Genomic DNA, 19475 nt, shown 5'->3' on the forward strand with positions numbered 1-19475 from the left:
AGAATCTAATCAGACTTTCGGAGAACAAGTATGCTTGAGCTGTATGTCATGAAAGTGACACGTACAGTTCTTAGGCGGGAAAGAGGGAGTAATCCCTCCGACCTAGCCGACCTTATCCTTTCTTATCGCTAATGTCCTGAATCTGTATGAGCATCAAAGTACTCTGAATCCTAACATGCCTCTTCGGGAACTTTTCTATTTCTCTGATGTTCTGAAATCCTATATTGAAACGAACCCTCTTGATATTTATGGCAGAAACCTTGTTTCTCTTCCACCCCCTGTCTATCTTATTTTTTATAACGGAGTGGATGATGCCCCGATGAGATGGAGTACCTGCTTTCCGATGCTTTTCATGAGCTTCCTGATGGATTTCAGTCTGCACTTGAGTGCCGCGCACGAATGTTGAATATTAATCTGGGCCATAATAAAAAGTTAATGCAGCGCTGTAAAAAGTTGAATGAATATGCCTGTTTCGTCGCACGCATTCGTGGCTACCTAGATCGAAAATATCGTCTGGAAGATACTGTGAACTTGGCAGTGGATGAATGTATTGAGGAAGGCATCTTAGCCGATATTCTAAAAAAGAACCGCAGTGAGGTGATGAATATGATCTTGACACATTATGATAAGAAACTACATATGCAGACAGTTCGGAAAGAAGGATATGAAGACGGCTTTCAATCCGGTGATAAGCACCGATTAAAGGTATTAATTCAGAAAAAACTGCAAAAGGGCTATACCATCCCTCAGATTGCAGACCTCCTGGAAGAAGACCTGACCATAATCGAGCAACTGATCAATGAACTACAGCACTCGGATAAATAATAATCATGAACGAAAAACACCCTCCAGGGATGGACTGACATTAGTTAACCAGGTCCTCCCGGTGGGTGTTTCTTTATTGCGTTTCTTTATTTCTCTTCTATTTCATTTTCTTTAGATTGGATATCATATCTACAATCGAATATCCATAATTATCCGCCGTTGCCCAGCCATATCCTTCTGGATTTTCCTGCTGCCCCAGCCACTCTACATAAGGAGCGCATCCCTTTGTCACATATTCGTATCGCTCATCTACGCAGGCCTGTTCTAAGGAGTCTGCCGTTGCATATGCCTTTAAATGCTGAATCTGCGCCCGAATTCCTGTACGTACATCAGGGTAGGAATTTCCAGCCACACCGCCTCCAGTTGTCCCAAGTCCGGCAAAATTGAACTGCTCAATAGATGAATCTCCCCCATATTGAAGCCATCCCGTCTCTTTCATCGTCTGTACAAAAGCAACTTCCGGCCTGACACCTTCGGCCACAGCCTCATCATAGTACATCTGACAAAAAGTCTCGATACTGTCTGCCCCGCCCTTACTCAGAGCATCAGAAGGATATGCCTCCCCGCTGGTCTTAAAATATTCCACCATCTGATCAACGGTAACAGAACTTTTCCCCATTATGGGATACTGTCCCTCTGCAATTACTTCCTCGGATGCCTGACCCTCTCTCTCTTCCTTTATCTGTTCCCTATCCCCAGAATCCTTTTTATCTTCTTTAGGGTCTGCCTTTTGTTGAGCCGCTTCATTTTCATCCGCAGCTTTCTCAAGCGCCTCATTTCCTGCTGCATTCACTTTATCTGGATTCACAGTCTTTTTGTCAAATGCACCCTTATTCCCTGCAATCCCTACTGCCGCAACAAGCACGACCGCCAGAACGATCTCCAGCCACACCTTTAATTTTTCTTTATCAAAAACATTGAAATCCATCTGACCACCCTTGTCCAAAATCTACGTTCCTACTACTTTACAATATATGCTGCAAAATTGCAAGTATGCAGAAATCTGATAGATTTCACATCATAAAGCGGACAAATCTATATGCAGTCCTTCCATTTCCCAATATGTCACCTTCGCATCCCCTTCAGTGACACAAAAGTCGCTCATTCCGTCTTCTGTATAAAAGCGTGTTGTGAACACTTCTTCCCCGCCATTCAAATAAATCTCCAAGCAGGAGGTATCCACTAAAATTCGAATCTGCTCACAAGACTGCAGATGTACAGAGCGCTTATTTCTTCCATATCCAAGATTCTTTTCCTGATCAAAAGAAAGTGTCAAAATCTCATGGGTCTTGTCGTACACAAGCTCAATCCCTTCACTGATCACGATTTTAATATCCTCACTTACGACTGTTATCTCTGCATCATACATTTTTCTTCTTTCCGAAGTACAACCCGATACGAATGTATGCCGGGACAGACGCAGCTTTTCTAACTCTGCCACTGGATACTGCATCACTTTTCCTTCTTTCAGGAAAATCTCTCTGGGAACAGTCAGTGCATTCTGCCACCCCTGTGCCACGGTCGGATTGGTCTGCGAGGGTTCATCCGGCATTCCGATCCATCCAATCAAAATCCTTCTTCCATTTTCATCCTGGAATGTCTGAGGGGCATAGAAATCAAACCCTCTGTCCCACTCTTTAAACCGTTCTAATTGGTACTCATGATCAAATGATCCAGTCACTTCATAGTAACCAGACTGATAAACATTCTGATAATTAATTCCATCCTGCTGTACACCCTGCGGGGAAATGCTCAGGAATTTCTTCCCATCCAGCATAAAAGCATCTGGGCATTCCCACATATATCCAAAGGGGATTTTATCCTTGAGAATATTGACCAACTCCCAATCCGTCAGATTACCACTCTTGTATAAAAGTACCTCTCCTGTATCCTCTCTGGTCCTCGCTCCCAAAAACATATAGCAATTTTCGTCCTCGATTCCGATGCTTTCTCCGGTTACTACCTTGGGATCCCTGATATGGCAGGACAGATGAGACGGATAATCCGCATTTGTCATCAGACATTTTTTCCTACCAAATGTAACGCCATCCTCACTGTCGACCAAAATCGTATTTCCCTGGCGGCCTTCATATATATAGTCATAATCTCCATCCAGTTTTACATTTCCTGTATAGTACAGGTTCATTTTTCCATCCTTGACCAGGGCGGAACCAGAATACACCCCATGGCTTTCAAAAACTTCCTCGGGTGAAAGTGCGATTCCGACATACTGCCAGTTCAGCATATCCTGACTCGTATAATGTCCCCAGTACTTCGTACCTCCATTCGGATCATCCGGGGAATACTGGAAAAACACATGATATATCCCTTGAAACTGGCATAGTCCGTTAGGATCATTCAGCCAACCTGTAGGCGGCATCAGATGAAATCCCAGTCTCCATTTATCATCCCAATTCACTTCTGTCATCAATCTCATCCTCATTTTTAATCAAATTTTCTTTATTGTGGCAGAGCAGCTCTTATCTCTTTGTAATCTGGATATCCTGATATGCGCCCGGATTCGTAATGATGATCGGGCTGACTATTTCCAGTCCTGCTGCCTGAATCTGTTCCATATCGAACTCTGCCAGCAGTTGTCCCGCTTTTACAGAATCACCTGCCTCAACATGTACCGTAAATGGACCTCCGTTCAGACTGACTGTATCGATTCCAATATGGATCAGCACCTCAAATCCTTCTGCTGCCTCAAGGCCGATTGCATGCTTTGTGTCAAATACAGCAGCTACTGTACCGTCAAATGGTGCATATACTTTTCCTTCTGCCGGTCTGACACCTATCCCCTCTCCAAGCACTCCTGATGCAAATGTCTCATCCGGTACTTCGGATAATGGAATCACTTCTCCATGGATCGGGCATACAAATGTAATCTCTCCAGATACTTCCTTTTCAATTGAAACCGCTTCTGTATTTGCTGGTTCTGTATTCACTGCTTCTGTACTTGATGCTTCTACATTCTTTGTTTCCTTTTTCTCTTCCACTGCTTTCTTTTCATTTCTGGCAGGTTCACTATCATCTGAATCTTCTTTGAACCCTAAAACTCCTGTCAATACGAACGCTACACCAAAGGCGATTGCCATTGCAATGACATAGTGAAGCGGGCTGTGCAGATGAAGAAGGATACCAAAAATTCCGGTAACCCCTGTTCCTGTTGCTCCGAGGTTTACGATAGATGCATATAATGCACCACATGCTCCTCCGATGGATGCTGCAATGAATGGTCTGACAAGCCGCAGGTTCACACCGAAGATTGCAGGTTCTGTGATTCCCATACAGGCACTTAAAGCTGACGGCAATGCAACAGATTTCATCTTCTGGTTCTTGCTCTTCATTGCAACGGCCAGTGCTGCACCACCCTGTGCTACATTGGCGGCAGATGCGAGTGGGAGCCAGAAGGTCAAACCATACTTCGCGAGCTGCCCAATATCAATTACGGTATACATGTGATGGATACCAGACACAACAGTCGTTGCATAAGCACCACCCATAATGAAGCTGCCGATTCCAAATGGAAGGGTTAGCAGTTTCTGAATCCCATTTAAAAGTCCATTTTCCACAAATACGAATACTGGTCCGATGGCTGCCAGGGTAAGGTAGCCTGTTACAAAAACGCTGACCAGCGGTGTCACGAACAGATCGAACATTGGAGGTACGATCTTATGCAGCTTTTTCTCGATGATGCTCAGGACAAAGACAGCAATGATAACAGGAATTACATGCCCCTGATACCCGACCATGTCAATCTTCCACAGACCGAAAAATACTTCCTGCGTCTTCTGTACCCCTTCTGTAGCAACAGTCCAGGCATTCTGCAGGTTTGGATGAATCATAATCATTCCGATGACTGCTCCCAGGAATGGATTCGCCCCAAACACCTTCGCCGCACTAAATGCAATTAGAATCGGCAGGAACACATATGCCACATTACTGAACAATACTGCGAACTGATAAATCGAGCCATCTGTATTGATGCTTAAGAAACCATTATTCACCATGAAATTCAGTGCTTCCATGATTCCCATCAAGAAACCGCTGGCAACAATGGCCGGAATAATCGGGACAAAGATGTCTCCAATCGTCTTGATGACCCTTTGGAATGGATTAGCCTTCTTAGCAGCCTCCCGTTTTACATCCTCTTTACTCGCCTCGGATATCCCCGCAAGCTTGATGAACTCGTCATACACCTTGTTCACAGTCCCAGTCCCAAGAATGATCTGCATCTGTCCAGATGCAAAGAACACACCCTTCACTGCGTCAATGTTCTCTACCGCTTTACTGTCACACTTGTCATTATCTGCAATGACTAACCGAAGCCTTGTCGCACAATGCGCTGCTGAAATCAGATTCTCTTTTCCTCCTACATTCTCCAGAATCTGTCTGGCAATTGAATTGTAATCCATAGTGCCCTCCTTCATGATATCGTTATCACTAATAGTATCTTTTAATTCCATATATCCTTTTTAAATAAAGGTTTTTGCATATGAAATCGTTTTCACTTTATGATTCTATTTTATCACTTTTATCTCATCTGTAAATAGGAAGAAGCAACAAAAATGCGTTCCTTTTTTTGTTCATAATCAACAAAATTATTTCTTGCTAAAACCCATATAGAAAAAGAAAAGAAGGATTTCCATAGAATCTATATTCTATGAAACCCTTCTATCTTACTTTTCCCTAATTCGATTTCTCTATCCACAACAGAAACGGGACACATTGATTCCCTGCTGCCTTAATGAGGTTAAACACTCTCCGCTTCGACTACCTCATACCCTAGCTGTATCTGCCTGGCAACGCTATTCTTCTCCTCAATCATCTCCAATAGCATATTCGCCGCCTCTATACCACTTGTCTTATAAAAAAGGTGAGCTGTCGTCAGCTTCGGAGTCACCACACGGGACATCCGGTTATGACCCACACCAACAATCGCAATCTCCTCTGGGACACGCCTTTTCTTATCTCTTAAGCAGGTCAATGCCCCTACCGCCAGCGTATCTGTAGCACAGAATACCGCATCCAGATCTGGATACTGCCGCAACAGCCTTTTCATACAGTCATATCCTGCATCCATCGTGAATCCAGCCGTTACGATCATCTTCTCCTCCACCAGAATTCCATATTCCCTCATTGCATCCTGATACCCCTGCGTTCTACTCTTTCCAGCCGCCTCATCCTTCTGCGTCACTGCAATATGCCCGACATGATGCTTCCCGCTGTGCAGCAGCAATTGTGTCATCGCCTTAGCAGCCCCATAATCATCATGATAAACACAGGCCGCCCCCTCAAACCTCTGGCTGATTACCACAACTGGTATCTGCATCCGCTTAAGTGCCTCCTGATGAGCCTTATCATAAACAGATGCTGAAAACAAAATCCCATCCACCGGATTATTCTGAAAAAGATTCAGATATTCTATCTCCTTCTTTGGATTATTCTCCGTACTCGCAAGCAGCATCTGATATCCCGCTTTCGAAAGTACAGAACTGATTCCATCTGCCACCCGGGCAATCGACTCTGAACTGATCTTTGGCAGGATTACCCCGATGACCTTGGACTTTTTCGTCCGTAATATCTGGGCCTGCTTAGAAGGTTTATAACCTGTCTTCTCAATCACAGCCCTGATCCGCTTCCTCTTATCATCACTGATATACCCATCATTTAAATACCTCGAAACCGCAGAAACCGAAACCCCCGCCATCTTAGCAATCTCTGTAATTGTCATAACGCGCATCTTCTCCAATATCAATCTCTTTTAATAGTATACCTAGTATATCACAAAAACGGGAAAAGAGAATCTTACGAATCTCATTTTCCCGTTTTTTCTCTATATCTTTTGAAGCGGATAAATCCACAGGCTTCTACTACTCAACAACAACGCCCTTCTGGAGCATGATATTTGCATAGAGTGCCTTCTCGCTTGTAGCAATGATTGCATAAACTTTCTTTGCTTCTTCATAGAATGCAAAACGCTCGATATTGCCAACCACTTCTGCGCCTCTTTCATCATGCTTTGCAATGATTTCTTTATAGGTATCCCAAATCGGAGTCTCTACATCATCCCCGTCCATGACCTGCATCAGATTCACAGGCTTCTCTACATATGTATCCAGTGGGAATACCTGAAGAATCGCATCGAGAATCTCCGGCACGCCATGGCCGTCGCAGCGAATCACGATTGCATCTTTTCCCATAGACTCTGCCGGAAAGTTTCCGTCAGAGATGACAAGACGGTCACTGTGTCCCATTTCGCATAATACTTTTAATAACTCTGGTGATAATATCTGTGGAATTCCTTTTAACATTTGATTGTCCTCCTGTTTTCCCCAGGCCGCATCTGCCTGGGCTCCAATAAGTTTTCGTATAATTTGCTGTTATGTTCTAACGCAAAGAGCGCCTATAGGAATAGGCACTCTCTGCATTTTTGGTAGGTATTATAAATTTAGTGGATAGCGTAATTATCTGATGGATTTGTACATTGGTCCATAAGCCTGGCAAGCTCTGAAATCCTGTCCCTCTTTATCCTGTCCGAATGCGCCCCATGATGCCGGTCTGAAGATCTTCTCTTCTGGAACATTGTGCATAGCTACCGGGATTCTTAAGATAGAGCACATTGTAATAAGGTCAGCTCCAATGTGTCCGTAGCTGATTGCTCCATGGTTAGCTCCCCAGTTGTTCATCACATCATAAGCAGTCTTGAATGCACCTTCTCCTGTTACTCTTGGTGCGAACCATGTACATGGCCATGTATAGTCAGTTCTCTTCCAGAGAACATCTGTTACTTCGTCAGGAAGGTTCACTGTCCATCCTTCTGCAATCTGGAGCATTGGTCCTAAATTCTTAACAAGGTTCAGACGAATCATGGTTACCGGCATCTCAGCCTGTGTCACGAATCTTGATGAGAATCCGCCGCCTCTGAAGTATCCCAGGTCGGCATAGTTCCATGTTGTTGCATTCATGATTGCTTCCTGATCTTCTTCTGTTACATCATACCAAGGTTTCATACATGCATTTCCGTCTGCATCCTTTGCCTGTCCGCAAGCATCCAGGCAGGCTGCTCCTGAATTGATCAGGTGGATGAATCCGCCTGCTTCTTTTGCATGTCCTTCTAATTCATATCCGCCTGCCGCTCTCTTAACAGCCTCTGGGCTCCAGTATGTACGAACATCAGCGAAAATCTGTGCGGAGTTTGTAAGCAGCTTACAGAACATCATTCCAAGTCCGTTGAGAACATCATTCTCTGTTGCCAGAACGTATGGCTCTCTTGCTCCGTTCCAGTCAAATGATGTATTCAGCATAGCCTCCGGGAAGTCACAGTTCGGATAGAAGTCTGTCCACTGTCTCTGTCCCTGGAATCCAGCAGCGAGAGCGTTGTGTCCAACCTTTTCTTCCTCTGCTCCATCTGGAAGGTTCGGATTTCCGTTCATCAGGTCTTTGATGATGCACATCATCTTAACTACAAATTCCCAATCAGAATCTTTGTGCTCGCGAGATTTCTGCAGTTCTTCCGGGTTCTTATCAAATCCTTCTTTGCATTTCTCTTTTGTCCATGCAAGTGCTTTCTTGTATTCTTCCTCATCGTAGATGCCTTCTGTCATACGGCGGATAATCTCAACCTCATCAACAGACTCTACACGCATGCCAAGATATTCCTCGATAAATGCAGGATCAATGATAGATCCGCCGATTCCCATACAGATAGAACCGATCTGTAAGTAGGATTTGCCTCTCATGGTTGCTGCTGCAACTGCGGCACGTCCAAATCTTAATAACTTTTCTTTTACATCGCAAGGAATAGATGTGTCATCTGCTTCCTGAACATCATGTCCGTAGATACCGAATGCAGGAAGACCTTTCTGTGCATGTGTAGCAAGAACAGATGCAAGATAAACAGCTCCTGGTCTCTCTGTTCCGTTGAATCCCCATACAGCCTTGATTGTCTGTGGGTCCATATCCATGGTCTCTGCACCGTAGCACCAGCATGGTGTAACTGTCAGAGTAATGTCAACGCCTGCTTTTTTGAATTTATCTGCACATGCAGCAGCTTCTGCAACACGTCCGATTGTTGTATCAGCGATTACGACCTTCACCGGCTCACCGTTTGTATACTTTAAGTTTTCCTCAAACAGCTTTGCAGCAGATTTTGCCATGTTCATTGTCTGCTCTTCCAGAGATTCACGTACTTTGAGCACACCTCTTCGTCCATCAATTGTAGGTCTGATGCCGATTACTGGATAATCCCCGATAAGTCTTGATTTTGCCATGATTTGTTTCCTCCTTAATTTTGAATAATGGTTTTAAATTTCTCATATGCGGCATTCCACTTCTCTTCATCCTGTGGAATGTACTCATATGTTTTTTCTGAATCTGCGATGATCTGTCTTGCCTCATTCATGTCCCTAATTTCTCCCAGTGACATGAACTGTACCGCAATGTTGCCGAGTGCGGTGGCTTCTACAGGTCCTGCAATTACTTTGCGTCCGTTGGCTCCTGCTGTCATCTGACAGAGAAGCTTACTCTGGATACCTCCTCCGATCATATGGATGGTCGGATAATGCTTTCCTGTACAGGATTCAATCTGCTCCAATGCGTATCTGTACTTAAGCGCAAGGCTCTGATTGATACAGCACATAATCTCTCCGATTGTCTCCGGGACCTTCTGTCCTGTCTTTCTGCAGAACTCTCTAATGCGCTCCGGGATGTTGCCTGCCGGCACGAACTCTGGTGCATCAGGATCAATAAAGCTCTGGAACGGCTCTGCCTCTCTCGCCATCTGCTCTAACTCGCCGAAGGAATATTCCTGTCCTTCACGAATCCACTGCCTTCTGCTCTCCTGTGCGAGCCAAAGACCGATAATATTCTTAAGAAGTGTTGTCGTATTTCCATAACCACCTTCATTACTTACATTACACTCCAGGGACTTCTCACCGATGATCGGTGCTTTTAATTCGGTTCCGAATAAACTCCATGTCCCACAACTGATAAACATAAAATCCTCTTCCTGAGTCGGAACTGCAACTACGGCACTCTGAGTGTCATGACTAGCAACTGCAATGACCTTCGCAGGCTGGATTCCAAGTTCCTCACAGATTTCATCACTTAACATTCCTACAACGGTACCGCTTGGTACGATCTCCGGGAATATTTCCTTTGGAATCTGAAGTGCATCCATGATCTTATCGGACCATACCTTATTCCTTGCATCCATCAACTGAGTCGTCGTAGACATCGTATATTCTGCTTTCTTCTCACCTGTCAGAAAATAATTGAACAGATCTGGCGTCAGCAGAAGCTTGTCAGCGCGCTCCAGAAGCCATGGTCTCTTCTGAACCAATGAATAAAGCTGGAAAACGGTATTGAAATTTTCGAACTGATTCCCGGTCAAGTCATACAACTCATCCTTCGGGATTGCCTTGAATACTTCCTCCTGCATTCCAAGAGTTCTGTCATCTCTATAGTGTACAGCACTCTCGAGCAGAACTCCGTGCTCATCCAGAAGTCCGAAATCAACCCCCCATGTATCAATTCCGATACTGTCAAAGCCGCCTTTTTGTTTTGCTTTGATAATACCCTGTTTAATCTCGAAAAATTGTCTTAGAGTGTCCCAGTACATGGTCTTGCCGATAATCACGGGATCGTTGGAGAAGCGGTAGACCTCTTCCATATGTATCTTTCCGTCTTCTAGAGTTCCCAGAATCGCACGTCCGCTGGAAGCTCCAAAATCAAATGCAAGTACCTGTTTCTTTTCACTACTCACACATCTTCCTCCTTTCAAAATCAGCCAGGGGATATCCATCCACTTTGCTGTCTAATCGTGAATGCTGCCCTTTTAACGCTGCTTATCATTCACCTCGTCATTGATTTCATTTTATCATTGTGCCTGAAAATATACTTGTGCTATAATAGTAAAAAATATAACAATATTCACATAAAGGAGAATTATGCAATATATCAATTACCGGGAGAGCTGGCAGCGCGGAACTGTCGACTTCCCCTTCGAATACCATCATGTTACCCCCATGCATCCCCAGTATGTCATGTCTCTGCACTGGCACGTAGAGTTCGAGATCATACGGATTTTAAAGGGGAGCTTCCAATTATCCATAGATGAGCAGGAATACACGGTTCTTGAAGGTTCTGCTATCCTTATCCCAGCAGGCTCGGTCCATTCCGGCATCCCCCACGACTGTACTTACGAATGTATCGTCTTTGACATGAATATGCTCATGAATAAAAACGATGCCTGCTTAAGACTGATCCGTAAAATCATAGACCACGAGGTAGAGCCGGCTTATGTATATCCTGAATCCTATAACGATATCCACCATACCATCTGGGCCATGTTCGACGCGATCGCCTCAAAAAAGGAGGGCTATCAGCTTACTGTACTTGGCACGCTCTACCAGATGATCGGGCTGGTCTTCTCCAGACAATACTATAACCCAGCGCCTGCACAGCCTCCGCGCAACCATAAAAGAATTGTACAGCTCAAGACCGCACTGGAATTCATGGAGTCGTCCTATCACAAACAGATTACGCTCGAGGAGATGGCTGGCAGCGTCAATATGTCCCCCAAATACTTCTGCCGTTTCTTTCAGGAGATGACGCACCGCACTCCCATTGATTACCTGAATTATTACCGCATCGAGCGGGCCTGCTATCAGCTTTTGACAACAGACCAATCCATCACCGAGGTTGCCTATAACTCTGGATTTAACGACTTAAGTTACTTTATTAAGACCTTTAAAAAGTACAAAGGCACCACTCCTAAAAAGTATTTAAAATAACAGGAACTCTTCCCGCCAATCACAATTTTCCTATACATTTATCCAACAAAAATATCCTTTTCCCCTGTGTTGGCGGGTTCCTTCTTTCGAAAACTATATTTGCCTTTCCCTTCTCGTTTGGCCTGATACATCGCAGAATCTGCGGCTATATATAGCTCCTGGTAGCTGCTGCCATCTGACGGGAAGGCCGCAATACCAATACTGACTGTAAAAGCCGCCTTCTGCTTCGCTAATCTCTGCAGAAGTGCATCTGCTTTGCTGCAGGCAACAAATAACTCTTTTACATCTGCCATAAAGATAACAAATTCATCTCCGCCAAGCCTTCCAATAATATCCTCACGACGGAATACCATTTTCATCTCACTCACCAATTGAATCAGAAGACTGTCTCCTGCCGAATGCCCCTGAGTATCATTGATTCTCTTAAAATCATCCACATCCAGCATAAAGAAAAAGCCATATGATGTCTGCTTTAACTGCTCTGTAATCTGTACCTCAGCCGCCTCCCTGTTCCATGCACCGGTCATGGCATCTGTGGAGGACTTTTGAATCAATCGCTGTTCCTGCGCTTTCTGATCATGAACATCCGAAAATTTACCGACCACCATGACAGCCCGTCCTCTCCGGTCCAATAAGAGCTGTGCCTGGCAGTGCATCCAACGGTAATCCCCACTCTTATTCAGAAACCGCACATCCTCCTCCATCTGTTCTGTTCCAGTCTCCACCATACTTTTCAACATATTCCTTAAGCGTTCAACATCGTCGGGATGCAGAAGATTGAATTTCTGTTCCTCATCAAAGGGATACCGGATATCTTCCGGCCTGACATCAAAGTGATCCACAATATTCGGTGTAAAAGCCAATGACCTGGCCGAGCAGTCATATTCAAACAAAATGGTATCCGAAAACTGTGCCAATAATTCATATCTGGCCTGATTCCTCAAAAGCCGCTCCTTCTGCTGAACATATATTCCTGCAGCACCAGTGAGCAGCACAATCAGGAATACCAGAAGTGAAACAATCAGAAGCCTGGTGTTTTTCATAATCGAAACTGAATACCCCTTCACTTCATTCGAGTGAGTCATGGATAATAAAATCCATCCGTTATACCGCAGCCCTGTAGTCATGATAAAGAACTGCCCTTCCCGGGGACTATCGATGGTAACCAGAGATGTCTTTCCTGACTTAAGCCCATCACGGACCTCCTCGATCTTATTCTTGGAAATGTCCATATCTTCCAGATCCCGAAATAGATTCTCTTCTCCCCCATAATATACATCTTTGTCAATGATCAGACTTCCATCCTGCGTAATCAGAAAATTAGAGGTCCATTCATAATCCTGACGCATCGTAATCTTCATCAGTTCATCCGCCTTAATAAAACCACAGACTACACCTATGATCTCCCCCGCCCTCTTAACAGGTCTCATTACACTAATTGCATAAGCTCCCTCAAGTTGTTTTGAAGAAAACACATCAGAAATAACACTCTCGTCGTTCAAAAGTCTTTCGATTACTTTCTTATCCTGCTTGGACGTATCTTCCTTGGAAAGTTCTTCTTTCAATATGTCAGCAGAATAATATTCTATATCATTTAAAATATCCAGTTGTTCAACAGCTTCCTGATACCGACTGTTCAGTTCAAGGTCTGATGAATCTAAACTCTCATATATCTGAGCGATCCCATTTACTAACTTCTGTACCTCCTGAATCGAATCATCTATCTCTGCTACTTGTCCCTTATGAATCGAGGTCAAATTCTCCTCTATAAGCGAATTGAATATCTGGGCATTGCGTCCCTGATACATCTTAAGCATGACTGCTACCATAATGCCTGTCAAAATAAGACTCCCTATCAACAGGAGCCATACTCGCAGCTGCATGGTTCTTTTCTGTCCATTGTTCCGTTTTTTCATAGCGATTCCTCTTTTCCCTGAAGAATTTGGAAATCTAAATATATGTTCTATTATACTCGCCTTTCTGTATATTCTCAAGGGACAGAACAATCTAATAACCGCCTAAAAAAGAGGCCAAAAAAACCGGCGTTTTCATTACGCCGGTCCGTATTCCCTAAAAAATACCAAATATCTTTTCTCTAAAGGCCCCATACAGAGTATCATAATCTGTATAATGGATATCTCCCTCTTTAAAACTTTTCTTCCATACTTTTCGGATTCCTTCTGCAATTACTTTAGAGTCCTCTGATTCCAGCCCCAGAACCGTCGGAAAAACGTAATAGATCATGAAGAAGTTCAGATCCACCTGGGTGCGGGCTTCAACAATCCCCTTTTTGTTAGAAAAATGAGCCTTGACTGCCTCTGCCAGGCATACTCCGATTTCTTCGGCAGCCGCCTCTTTGTCCTCGGCCTGTCCCACATAATCTGCCATTTCCTGAAAAAAATGTCCATTCTTTTCAATAAACATCGCCGTATTACTCTCATAGCTTTTCTTTTTCAGATGTCCAATCATCTTCTCCTTGTTGTCAAAGACAGTTTCTATTCCCTGAAGCATAACATTCCTCCTGCGTCTTTTCTTCTACATAATTCCATAGGTTACTGCGGACCTGTCTACAAAGGCATATACCACGATATCCCCTATGAGCATCTCTTCTTGCGCCAGTTGTAGATATTATATCAGATTTTATAAAAAAAAGGAACCGGGACGCTCCCGGTTCCTCCTTAATGAACTATTTTTATGTTCTGTTATGATTAGTCATACAGGTTTGGAGAGATATCAGGATCTTCCATGTTTGTAGCATCATACCAGTAACCATCTGTTTCGATATCACTTACTTCTTCGCCGTTGCAGATCTTTGTAAGTGTTTCGATAGATAATTTACCCTGCATCAGAGGAGACTGTGTAACAGCACCAAGTAATGTACCATCTTTAACAGCAGCTTTGATTGTTGAACCAGCATCGAATCCAGCAGCGATAATGTTCTTCTCTGGGTCAGATCCTAATACGCTCAGGTTCTGGTTAGCTGTCAGAACACCCTCTGCAGAAACCTGGTTAGAACCGAAGATTGCGATTGTATCTTCTTTGTTCATGATGTTAGCTGCTTCTGTAGAACATAACTCAACTGTTGTCTGAGCCGGTACTGCGATTTCGATAACGATGTCAGCTGATTTAGCATCACCTTTATCTTCTACTTTACCAACATAGTAGTCATTTCCTGTTACAGCAACTGTCTTTCCATCAGCTTTAGCAAGCTCGATGAATCTGTTAACGAATCCAAGACCACGCTCTGTAATGTTAGCGGATGTTGCATCCTGGTTAACTTCACCAACTCTTACCTGTTTGTCAGCTTTAGCAATTTTGTCTTTTACTGCTTCATAAATCTTATCAGCTGCAATAGCACCTGCTGCACCGTTGTTTGTTACAACTGTTGCATATACTGATCCTTCTGGAGCATCCGGCACACCTGAGTCGAAGCATACTACTGGGATTTTCTTGTCAAGTGCTGTCTGCAGTGAATCAAGAACTGAGTTCTGGTCACAAGCTGCAAGAGCGATTCCGTCTGGAGCCTTGTTGATAGCATTGTTCAGCATGTTTACCTGGTCAGCGATATCAGACTCAGCGTTAGGTCCTGTTGTGTTAGCTGTAACACCCAGTTCTTCCTCTGCCTGTTTGATTCCCTGAACAGCTGCCTGCCAGTATGATGACTGGAAGCTCTTTACAACAACTTCGAAGTGATAGTCTCCGCCTTTTGCTTCATCACCTTTGTCTTCTGTCTCTGTTTTTGCTGCTGAGTCGTCAGCCTTCTTGTCCTCGCCGCCTTTGCTTCCACATCCAGCGATCATTCCTGCTACCATGCATCCGCTAAGTAACACTGCTAAAACTTTCTTTTTCATAATTTTTTGTCCTCCTGACATAAAATAGTTTTATAGTAACAGCCGGGAATGGATTGTTCCGATCCCCCTGGCTGCTGACTATCATTAAAATAGGGTCACATCATTAAGCTCTGTCTTTCTTTCTCTTTAAGATATCTACCAGTACGGCTGCGATCAGTACAAGACCTGTGATGATCTGCTGCCAGTTTGCTGTCAATCCGATAAACGGAAGTCCTGTCTTTAACAGGCAGATAACGAATACACCTGCCAGTGTTCCTGTGATACTTCCAGCACCACCTGACATAGATACGCCGCCGATGATTGCTCCACCGATTGCCTCCAGCTCGAATCCAGCACCTGTACCTGGCTGAACTGTAGCGAAAATAGCTGAATAAGAAATCGCTGCTAATCCTGCAAAGAATCCTGAAATCACATATGCAAAAATGTGGTAGAACTTCACATTAACGCCTGATAATTTTGTAGCTTCTTTATTACTTCCGATTGCTAATGTATAACGTCCAATCTTTGTATGGTTCAAAACAAAGGTCATCGCAATAACAATCAGGATAATCCACAAGAAACCAATCGGTATATTTATACCATTCATCTGAATCTTAAAGATACTTCTGAACCATCCTCCCGGAGCTGCTGCTGCCGGCCAGGAAATACCAAATCCACCTACAATAATAGAACCTAATCCTCTGGTAATCATACAAGTACAAAGCGTTGCTAAGAATGGTGGTAAATCCATCAATGCGACCAAACACCCATTGACAACTCCCATTCCCACACCAAACAGAACACTAATCAACATTCCTGCCCAAGTAGGCCAACCGTGGAACGTAATCAGATATCCACCTACCAGAGAGTAACAAACAAGTCCAGTACCAATGGAAAGGTCAACTCCTGCTGTCATCAGCGGGAAAGCAACACCAATAGCCATCAATGTAATGTAATATGAATAATCCAAAATACTTACAAACGTTGTATATTTTCTAAAATTAGGACTGAATATGCAAAAGAAGATAAACAATGCAATTACAACCAGGAGAACGATGAACTTCTGTCCTCCCAATCTATCAATTGTAGACTCCTTTCTGCCAGCCACTTTAGTCTTATTGTCTGCCATTTTATTTTCCTCCCTACTCAATCTCTCGTGTAGCCAGATTCATGATACTTTCCTGCGTAGCCTCGGAAATATCCAGCTCACCTGTCTTCTTGCCTTCACACATTACGATAATTCTATCACTCATACGTAATATTTCCGTCATCTCAGAGGATATCATAATAATGGCTTTTCCATCTGCTGCCAACTGATTCATCAATTTGTAAATTTCACTCTTAGCACCAACATCGATACCTCTTGTCGGTTCATCGAATATGAGGATATCACAGTCTCTTGTCAGCCATTTGGCGATAACGACCTTCTGCTGGTTACCACCTGACAGGTTCACAACAAGCTGGTCAACATCCGGTGTCTTTGTTGCAAGGGAATCTACATATTTCTGTGCAACTTCTTTTTCTTTCTTCTTATCGATGAAGAGGCCCTTCATGTAGTTCTCCATTGTTGCCATTGTCGTATTCTCCGCAACAGATTTCTGAACTACGATTCCGTATCTCTTTCTATCTTCTGACAGATATCCGATACCATTGTTAACAGCATCCTGTGGACTGTTAATGGTTACTTTCTTTCCATTGATATAGATATCTCCACTGTCGATTGGGTCTGCACCAAAGAGTGCACGTGCTGTCTCAGTACGTCCGGCTCCCATCAGTCCTGAAAAACCAAGAATCTCTCCTTTATGCAGTTCGAAGCTGACATCCTGAACCATCTTTCCTGCATTCAGGTGGTCTACCTTCAATACTACCGGAGCATCCTTCGGCACCATACTCTCTGTCTTAGGATCTTCATAAATAACACGTCCTACCATCATGTTGATGATATCATCTTTTGTACTATCTTTCGTAATCAGAGTTCCTACATATGTACCATCTCTCATGACTGTAACTCTGTCCGTGATCTTCTTAATCTCATCCATACGGTGGGAGATATAGACAATACCAATATTCCTATCCCTCAAATCACGGATGATCTTGAATAATTCTTCAATCTCTGTCTCTGTCAGCGCTGCAGAAGGCTCATCAAAGATGATGACTTTCGCATCATGGGAAATTGCCTTTGCAATCTCACACATCTGCTGTTTTCCGACTGTCAATTTACTCATTGTTTCTTTTGGATCAATATCGATGTTCATTCTCTGGAAAAGCTTTCTTGCTTCCTCATTCATCTTCTTGTCATCGATTCGGATGCCCTTCTTGAATTCTCTTCCAATGAAAATGTTCTGTGCAACTGTCAGGTGTCCGAGCATGTTCAGCTCCTGATGCACGATCACGATACCTGCATCCTGTGCTTCTCTGGTATTCGTAAATTCTACTTCTTTACCTTCATATGTAATTGTACCAGAATCTTTTTTATAGATACCTGTCAACACCTTCATCAATGTAGACTTTCCGGCACCATTCTCTCCCATCAATGCAAGGACTTCACCTTTTCTGACTTCCAGATCAACGTGGTCCAGTGCATGAACACCAGGGAAAGATTTATCAATATCTTTCATCGTTAATATAACTTCGCCCATTCTCTTACCCTTGCCTTTCTATCTAAATTGTTCACTCTCAAATTTCCATGTATCATTGCTTTATCTACTATACGGTTCCTAATTCTTTCTACGTCTTGAAAGAACATCACTGAATACTGCAACAATAACAATAATACCTGTAATAATAAGCTGATAGTCTTTTGTAAAGCCAAGAGCCAGGATTCCTTCCTGAAGCAGTGCGATGATAAACACACCGATTACAGTTCCGCTGATAGATGCGAGTCCTCCTGCCATGGAAGTACCTCCCATTACACATCCTGCAATCGCTTCATTGTTGTACTGATCGCCGTAACCAGGCTGAACTGTTGTATATGCTGATACATAGAACAGTGCACTGATACCGACCAGGACTCCACAGATGATGTATGCTGACATTTCCCATTTTTTAACATTAACACCGGAAAGTCTGACTGCCTCTTTGTTGCTTCCCAGAGATAAGATATAACGTCCCATCTTTGTCTTGTTCAGAACAATGGCACAAACCACTGCAACCAAAAGGAAGATAATCAATCCAGTCGGGATATCTCCCATCTTGACCAGGTTTCTGTACCATCCGCCCTCTGCTGCTGACTGCGGCCAGCTTACAGACTGTGTCTTTGTAAATACGGATGCAAGACCCTTTGCAATATTCATACTTGCCATGGAAGTAATGAATGACGGTACTGACCAGTAAGCTACCAGATATCCGTTGAAGATACCGAAAGCAAGTCCTACGATAAGGCTGATCACCATTGCCGCCGCCATCGGCACCCCGTATGAAATCAAGCTGTATCCTGAAACAAGAGCACAGCAGAACATAACCGGTCCGATAGAGAAATCAATTCCGCCTGTTGCAATTACAAAAGTAACTCCCAATGATAAGAATCCAAGAAAATATGCATAGTTGAGGGCACTTAGAATTCGATCGATTCCTGCGAAAGTTCCCTGCGTCATAACGCAGAAGAAACCATACAGAAGAATCAAAACAAAGCATAACACGATTCTGTTAAACCCCACCTTTTTTACAAAAGGATTTTGTTTAATCTTTCCCACTTTTCTTCCTCCTACTTCTTCAGCCATACTGATTTTGGTAATAAATTTTGTACCCGTCCAATCCGCTGCCTCCAAGCCTGGGAAATGGTTCCTTTTCAGAGTTCACAGGACTGCCGGTACGGGCTATGCAGTGTTATCCTGCACCAGCCAACCCTTTCTCTGCCTTCGTTCTTTCAAACATCTCTTTCCCTCCTTCTCCCTCATATATTTCCTGTTACATTACGTTCTTCTTTATATAGTGCTGTCTGTTCCCGTTAAGCCCCAAAATAATAACCTCTTGCATCTATATCGGAAATCAATTGCTATCAATGGGCTTATCCGGTCTGTCG

The 19475-nt window shown here is 43.6% G+C and carries 15 protein-coding genes; 2 read left to right on the top strand and 13 right to left on the bottom strand.

What is annotated here, in order from left to right; translation table 11 throughout:
- The first annotated feature begins 324 nt into the window (after window positions 1-324).
- Window positions 325-825, top strand: a complete 501-nt coding sequence (locus HGO97_RS04445) for a hypothetical protein (RefSeq protein WP_216239873.1) — start codon at window positions 325-327, stop codon at window positions 823-825.
- A gap of 97 nt (window positions 826-922) precedes the next feature.
- On the opposite strand, the gene HGO97_RS04450 is transcribed toward HGO97_RS04445, so the two are convergent.
- The 7 genes from HGO97_RS04450 to HGO97_RS04480 all read right to left on the bottom strand — a co-directional run bounded on the left by HGO97_RS04450 (window position 923) and on the right by HGO97_RS04480 (window position 10594).
- On the bottom strand, window positions 923-1753 hold the full coding sequence (locus tag HGO97_RS04450) for a glucosaminidase domain-containing protein (RefSeq protein ID WP_216239875.1): 831 nt from the start codon (window positions 1751-1753) through the stop codon (window positions 923-925).
- 90 nt (window positions 1754-1843) lie between these two features.
- Window positions 1844-3268: a glycoside hydrolase family 32 protein gene (locus tag HGO97_RS04455; RefSeq protein ID WP_246597307.1), complete on the bottom strand. Its 1425-nt coding sequence runs from the start codon at window positions 3266-3268 to the stop codon at window positions 1844-1846.
- 37 nt (window positions 3269-3305) lie between these two features.
- Entirely contained in the window at window positions 3306-5243 is a 1938-nt protein-coding gene (locus tag HGO97_RS04460) for a PTS beta-glucoside transporter subunit IIBCA (RefSeq protein ID WP_216239877.1), read from the bottom strand.
- Between the two features lie 338 nt (window positions 5244-5581).
- A complete protein-coding gene (locus HGO97_RS04465) occupies window positions 5582-6562 on the bottom strand; it encodes a LacI family DNA-binding transcriptional regulator (protein WP_216239878.1) in 981 nt (326 codons plus the stop codon).
- 139 nt (window positions 6563-6701) lie between these two features.
- Window positions 6702-7142 carry an RbsD/FucU family protein gene (locus HGO97_RS04470; RefSeq protein WP_216239879.1) on the bottom strand — a complete coding sequence of 147 codons (441 nt, stop codon included), beginning with the start codon at window positions 7140-7142 and terminating at the stop codon, window positions 6702-6704.
- A 153-nt stretch (window positions 7143-7295) separates the two neighbouring features.
- Complete coding sequence (locus HGO97_RS04475; protein WP_216239880.1) at window positions 7296-9101, bottom strand: L-fucose isomerase; 1806 nt, start codon at window positions 9099-9101, stop codon at window positions 7296-7298.
- A 14-nt stretch (window positions 9102-9115) separates the two neighbouring features.
- Window positions 9116-10594 carry a rhamnulokinase gene (locus HGO97_RS04480; RefSeq protein ID WP_330654176.1) on the bottom strand — a complete coding sequence of 493 codons (1479 nt, stop codon included), beginning with the start codon at window positions 10592-10594 and terminating at the stop codon, window positions 9116-9118.
- A gap of 184 nt (window positions 10595-10778) precedes the next feature.
- Between HGO97_RS04480 and HGO97_RS04485 the strand changes: the two genes are divergently transcribed.
- Window positions 10779-11624 carry a helix-turn-helix transcriptional regulator gene (locus tag HGO97_RS04485; protein ID WP_216239882.1) on the top strand — a complete coding sequence of 282 codons (846 nt, stop codon included), beginning with the start codon at window positions 10779-10781 and terminating at the stop codon, window positions 11622-11624.
- A 38-nt stretch (window positions 11625-11662) separates the two neighbouring features.
- On the opposite strand, the gene HGO97_RS04490 is transcribed toward HGO97_RS04485, so the two are convergent.
- The 6 genes from HGO97_RS04490 to HGO97_RS04515 form a co-directional block, all read right to left on the bottom strand.
- Window positions 11663-13540: a sensor domain-containing diguanylate cyclase gene (locus HGO97_RS04490; protein WP_216239884.1), complete on the bottom strand. Its 1878-nt coding sequence runs from the start codon at window positions 13538-13540 to the stop codon at window positions 11663-11665.
- Between the two features lie 154 nt (window positions 13541-13694).
- Window positions 13695-14135: a hypothetical protein gene (locus HGO97_RS04495; RefSeq protein ID WP_216239886.1), complete on the bottom strand. Its 441-nt coding sequence runs from the start codon at window positions 14133-14135 to the stop codon at window positions 13695-13697.
- 197 nt (window positions 14136-14332) lie between these two features.
- Window positions 14333-15475 (bottom strand): substrate-binding domain-containing protein, encoded by a 1143-nt coding sequence (locus tag HGO97_RS04500; protein ID WP_216239888.1) that lies wholly within the window; start codon window positions 15473-15475, stop codon window positions 14333-14335.
- A 103-nt stretch (window positions 15476-15578) separates the two neighbouring features.
- Window positions 15579-16583 carry an ABC transporter permease gene (locus tag HGO97_RS04505; protein WP_216239889.1) on the bottom strand — a complete coding sequence of 335 codons (1005 nt, stop codon included), beginning with the start codon at window positions 16581-16583 and terminating at the stop codon, window positions 15579-15581.
- Window positions 16584-16596: 13 nt separating this feature from the next.
- Window positions 16597-18093, bottom strand: a complete 1497-nt coding sequence (locus HGO97_RS04510; protein WP_216239891.1) for a sugar ABC transporter ATP-binding protein — start codon at window positions 18091-18093, stop codon at window positions 16597-16599.
- 78 nt (window positions 18094-18171) lie between these two features.
- Window positions 18172-19146 (bottom strand): ABC transporter permease, encoded by a 975-nt coding sequence (locus HGO97_RS04515; protein ID WP_216239893.1) that lies wholly within the window; start codon window positions 19144-19146, stop codon window positions 18172-18174.
- Window positions 19147-19475 lie beyond the last annotated feature (329 nt).

Source organism: Faecalicatena faecalis, assembly GCF_012524165.2.
Taxonomy (GTDB): domain Bacteria; phylum Bacillota; class Clostridia; order Lachnospirales; family Lachnospiraceae; genus Faecalicatena_A; species Faecalicatena_A faecalis.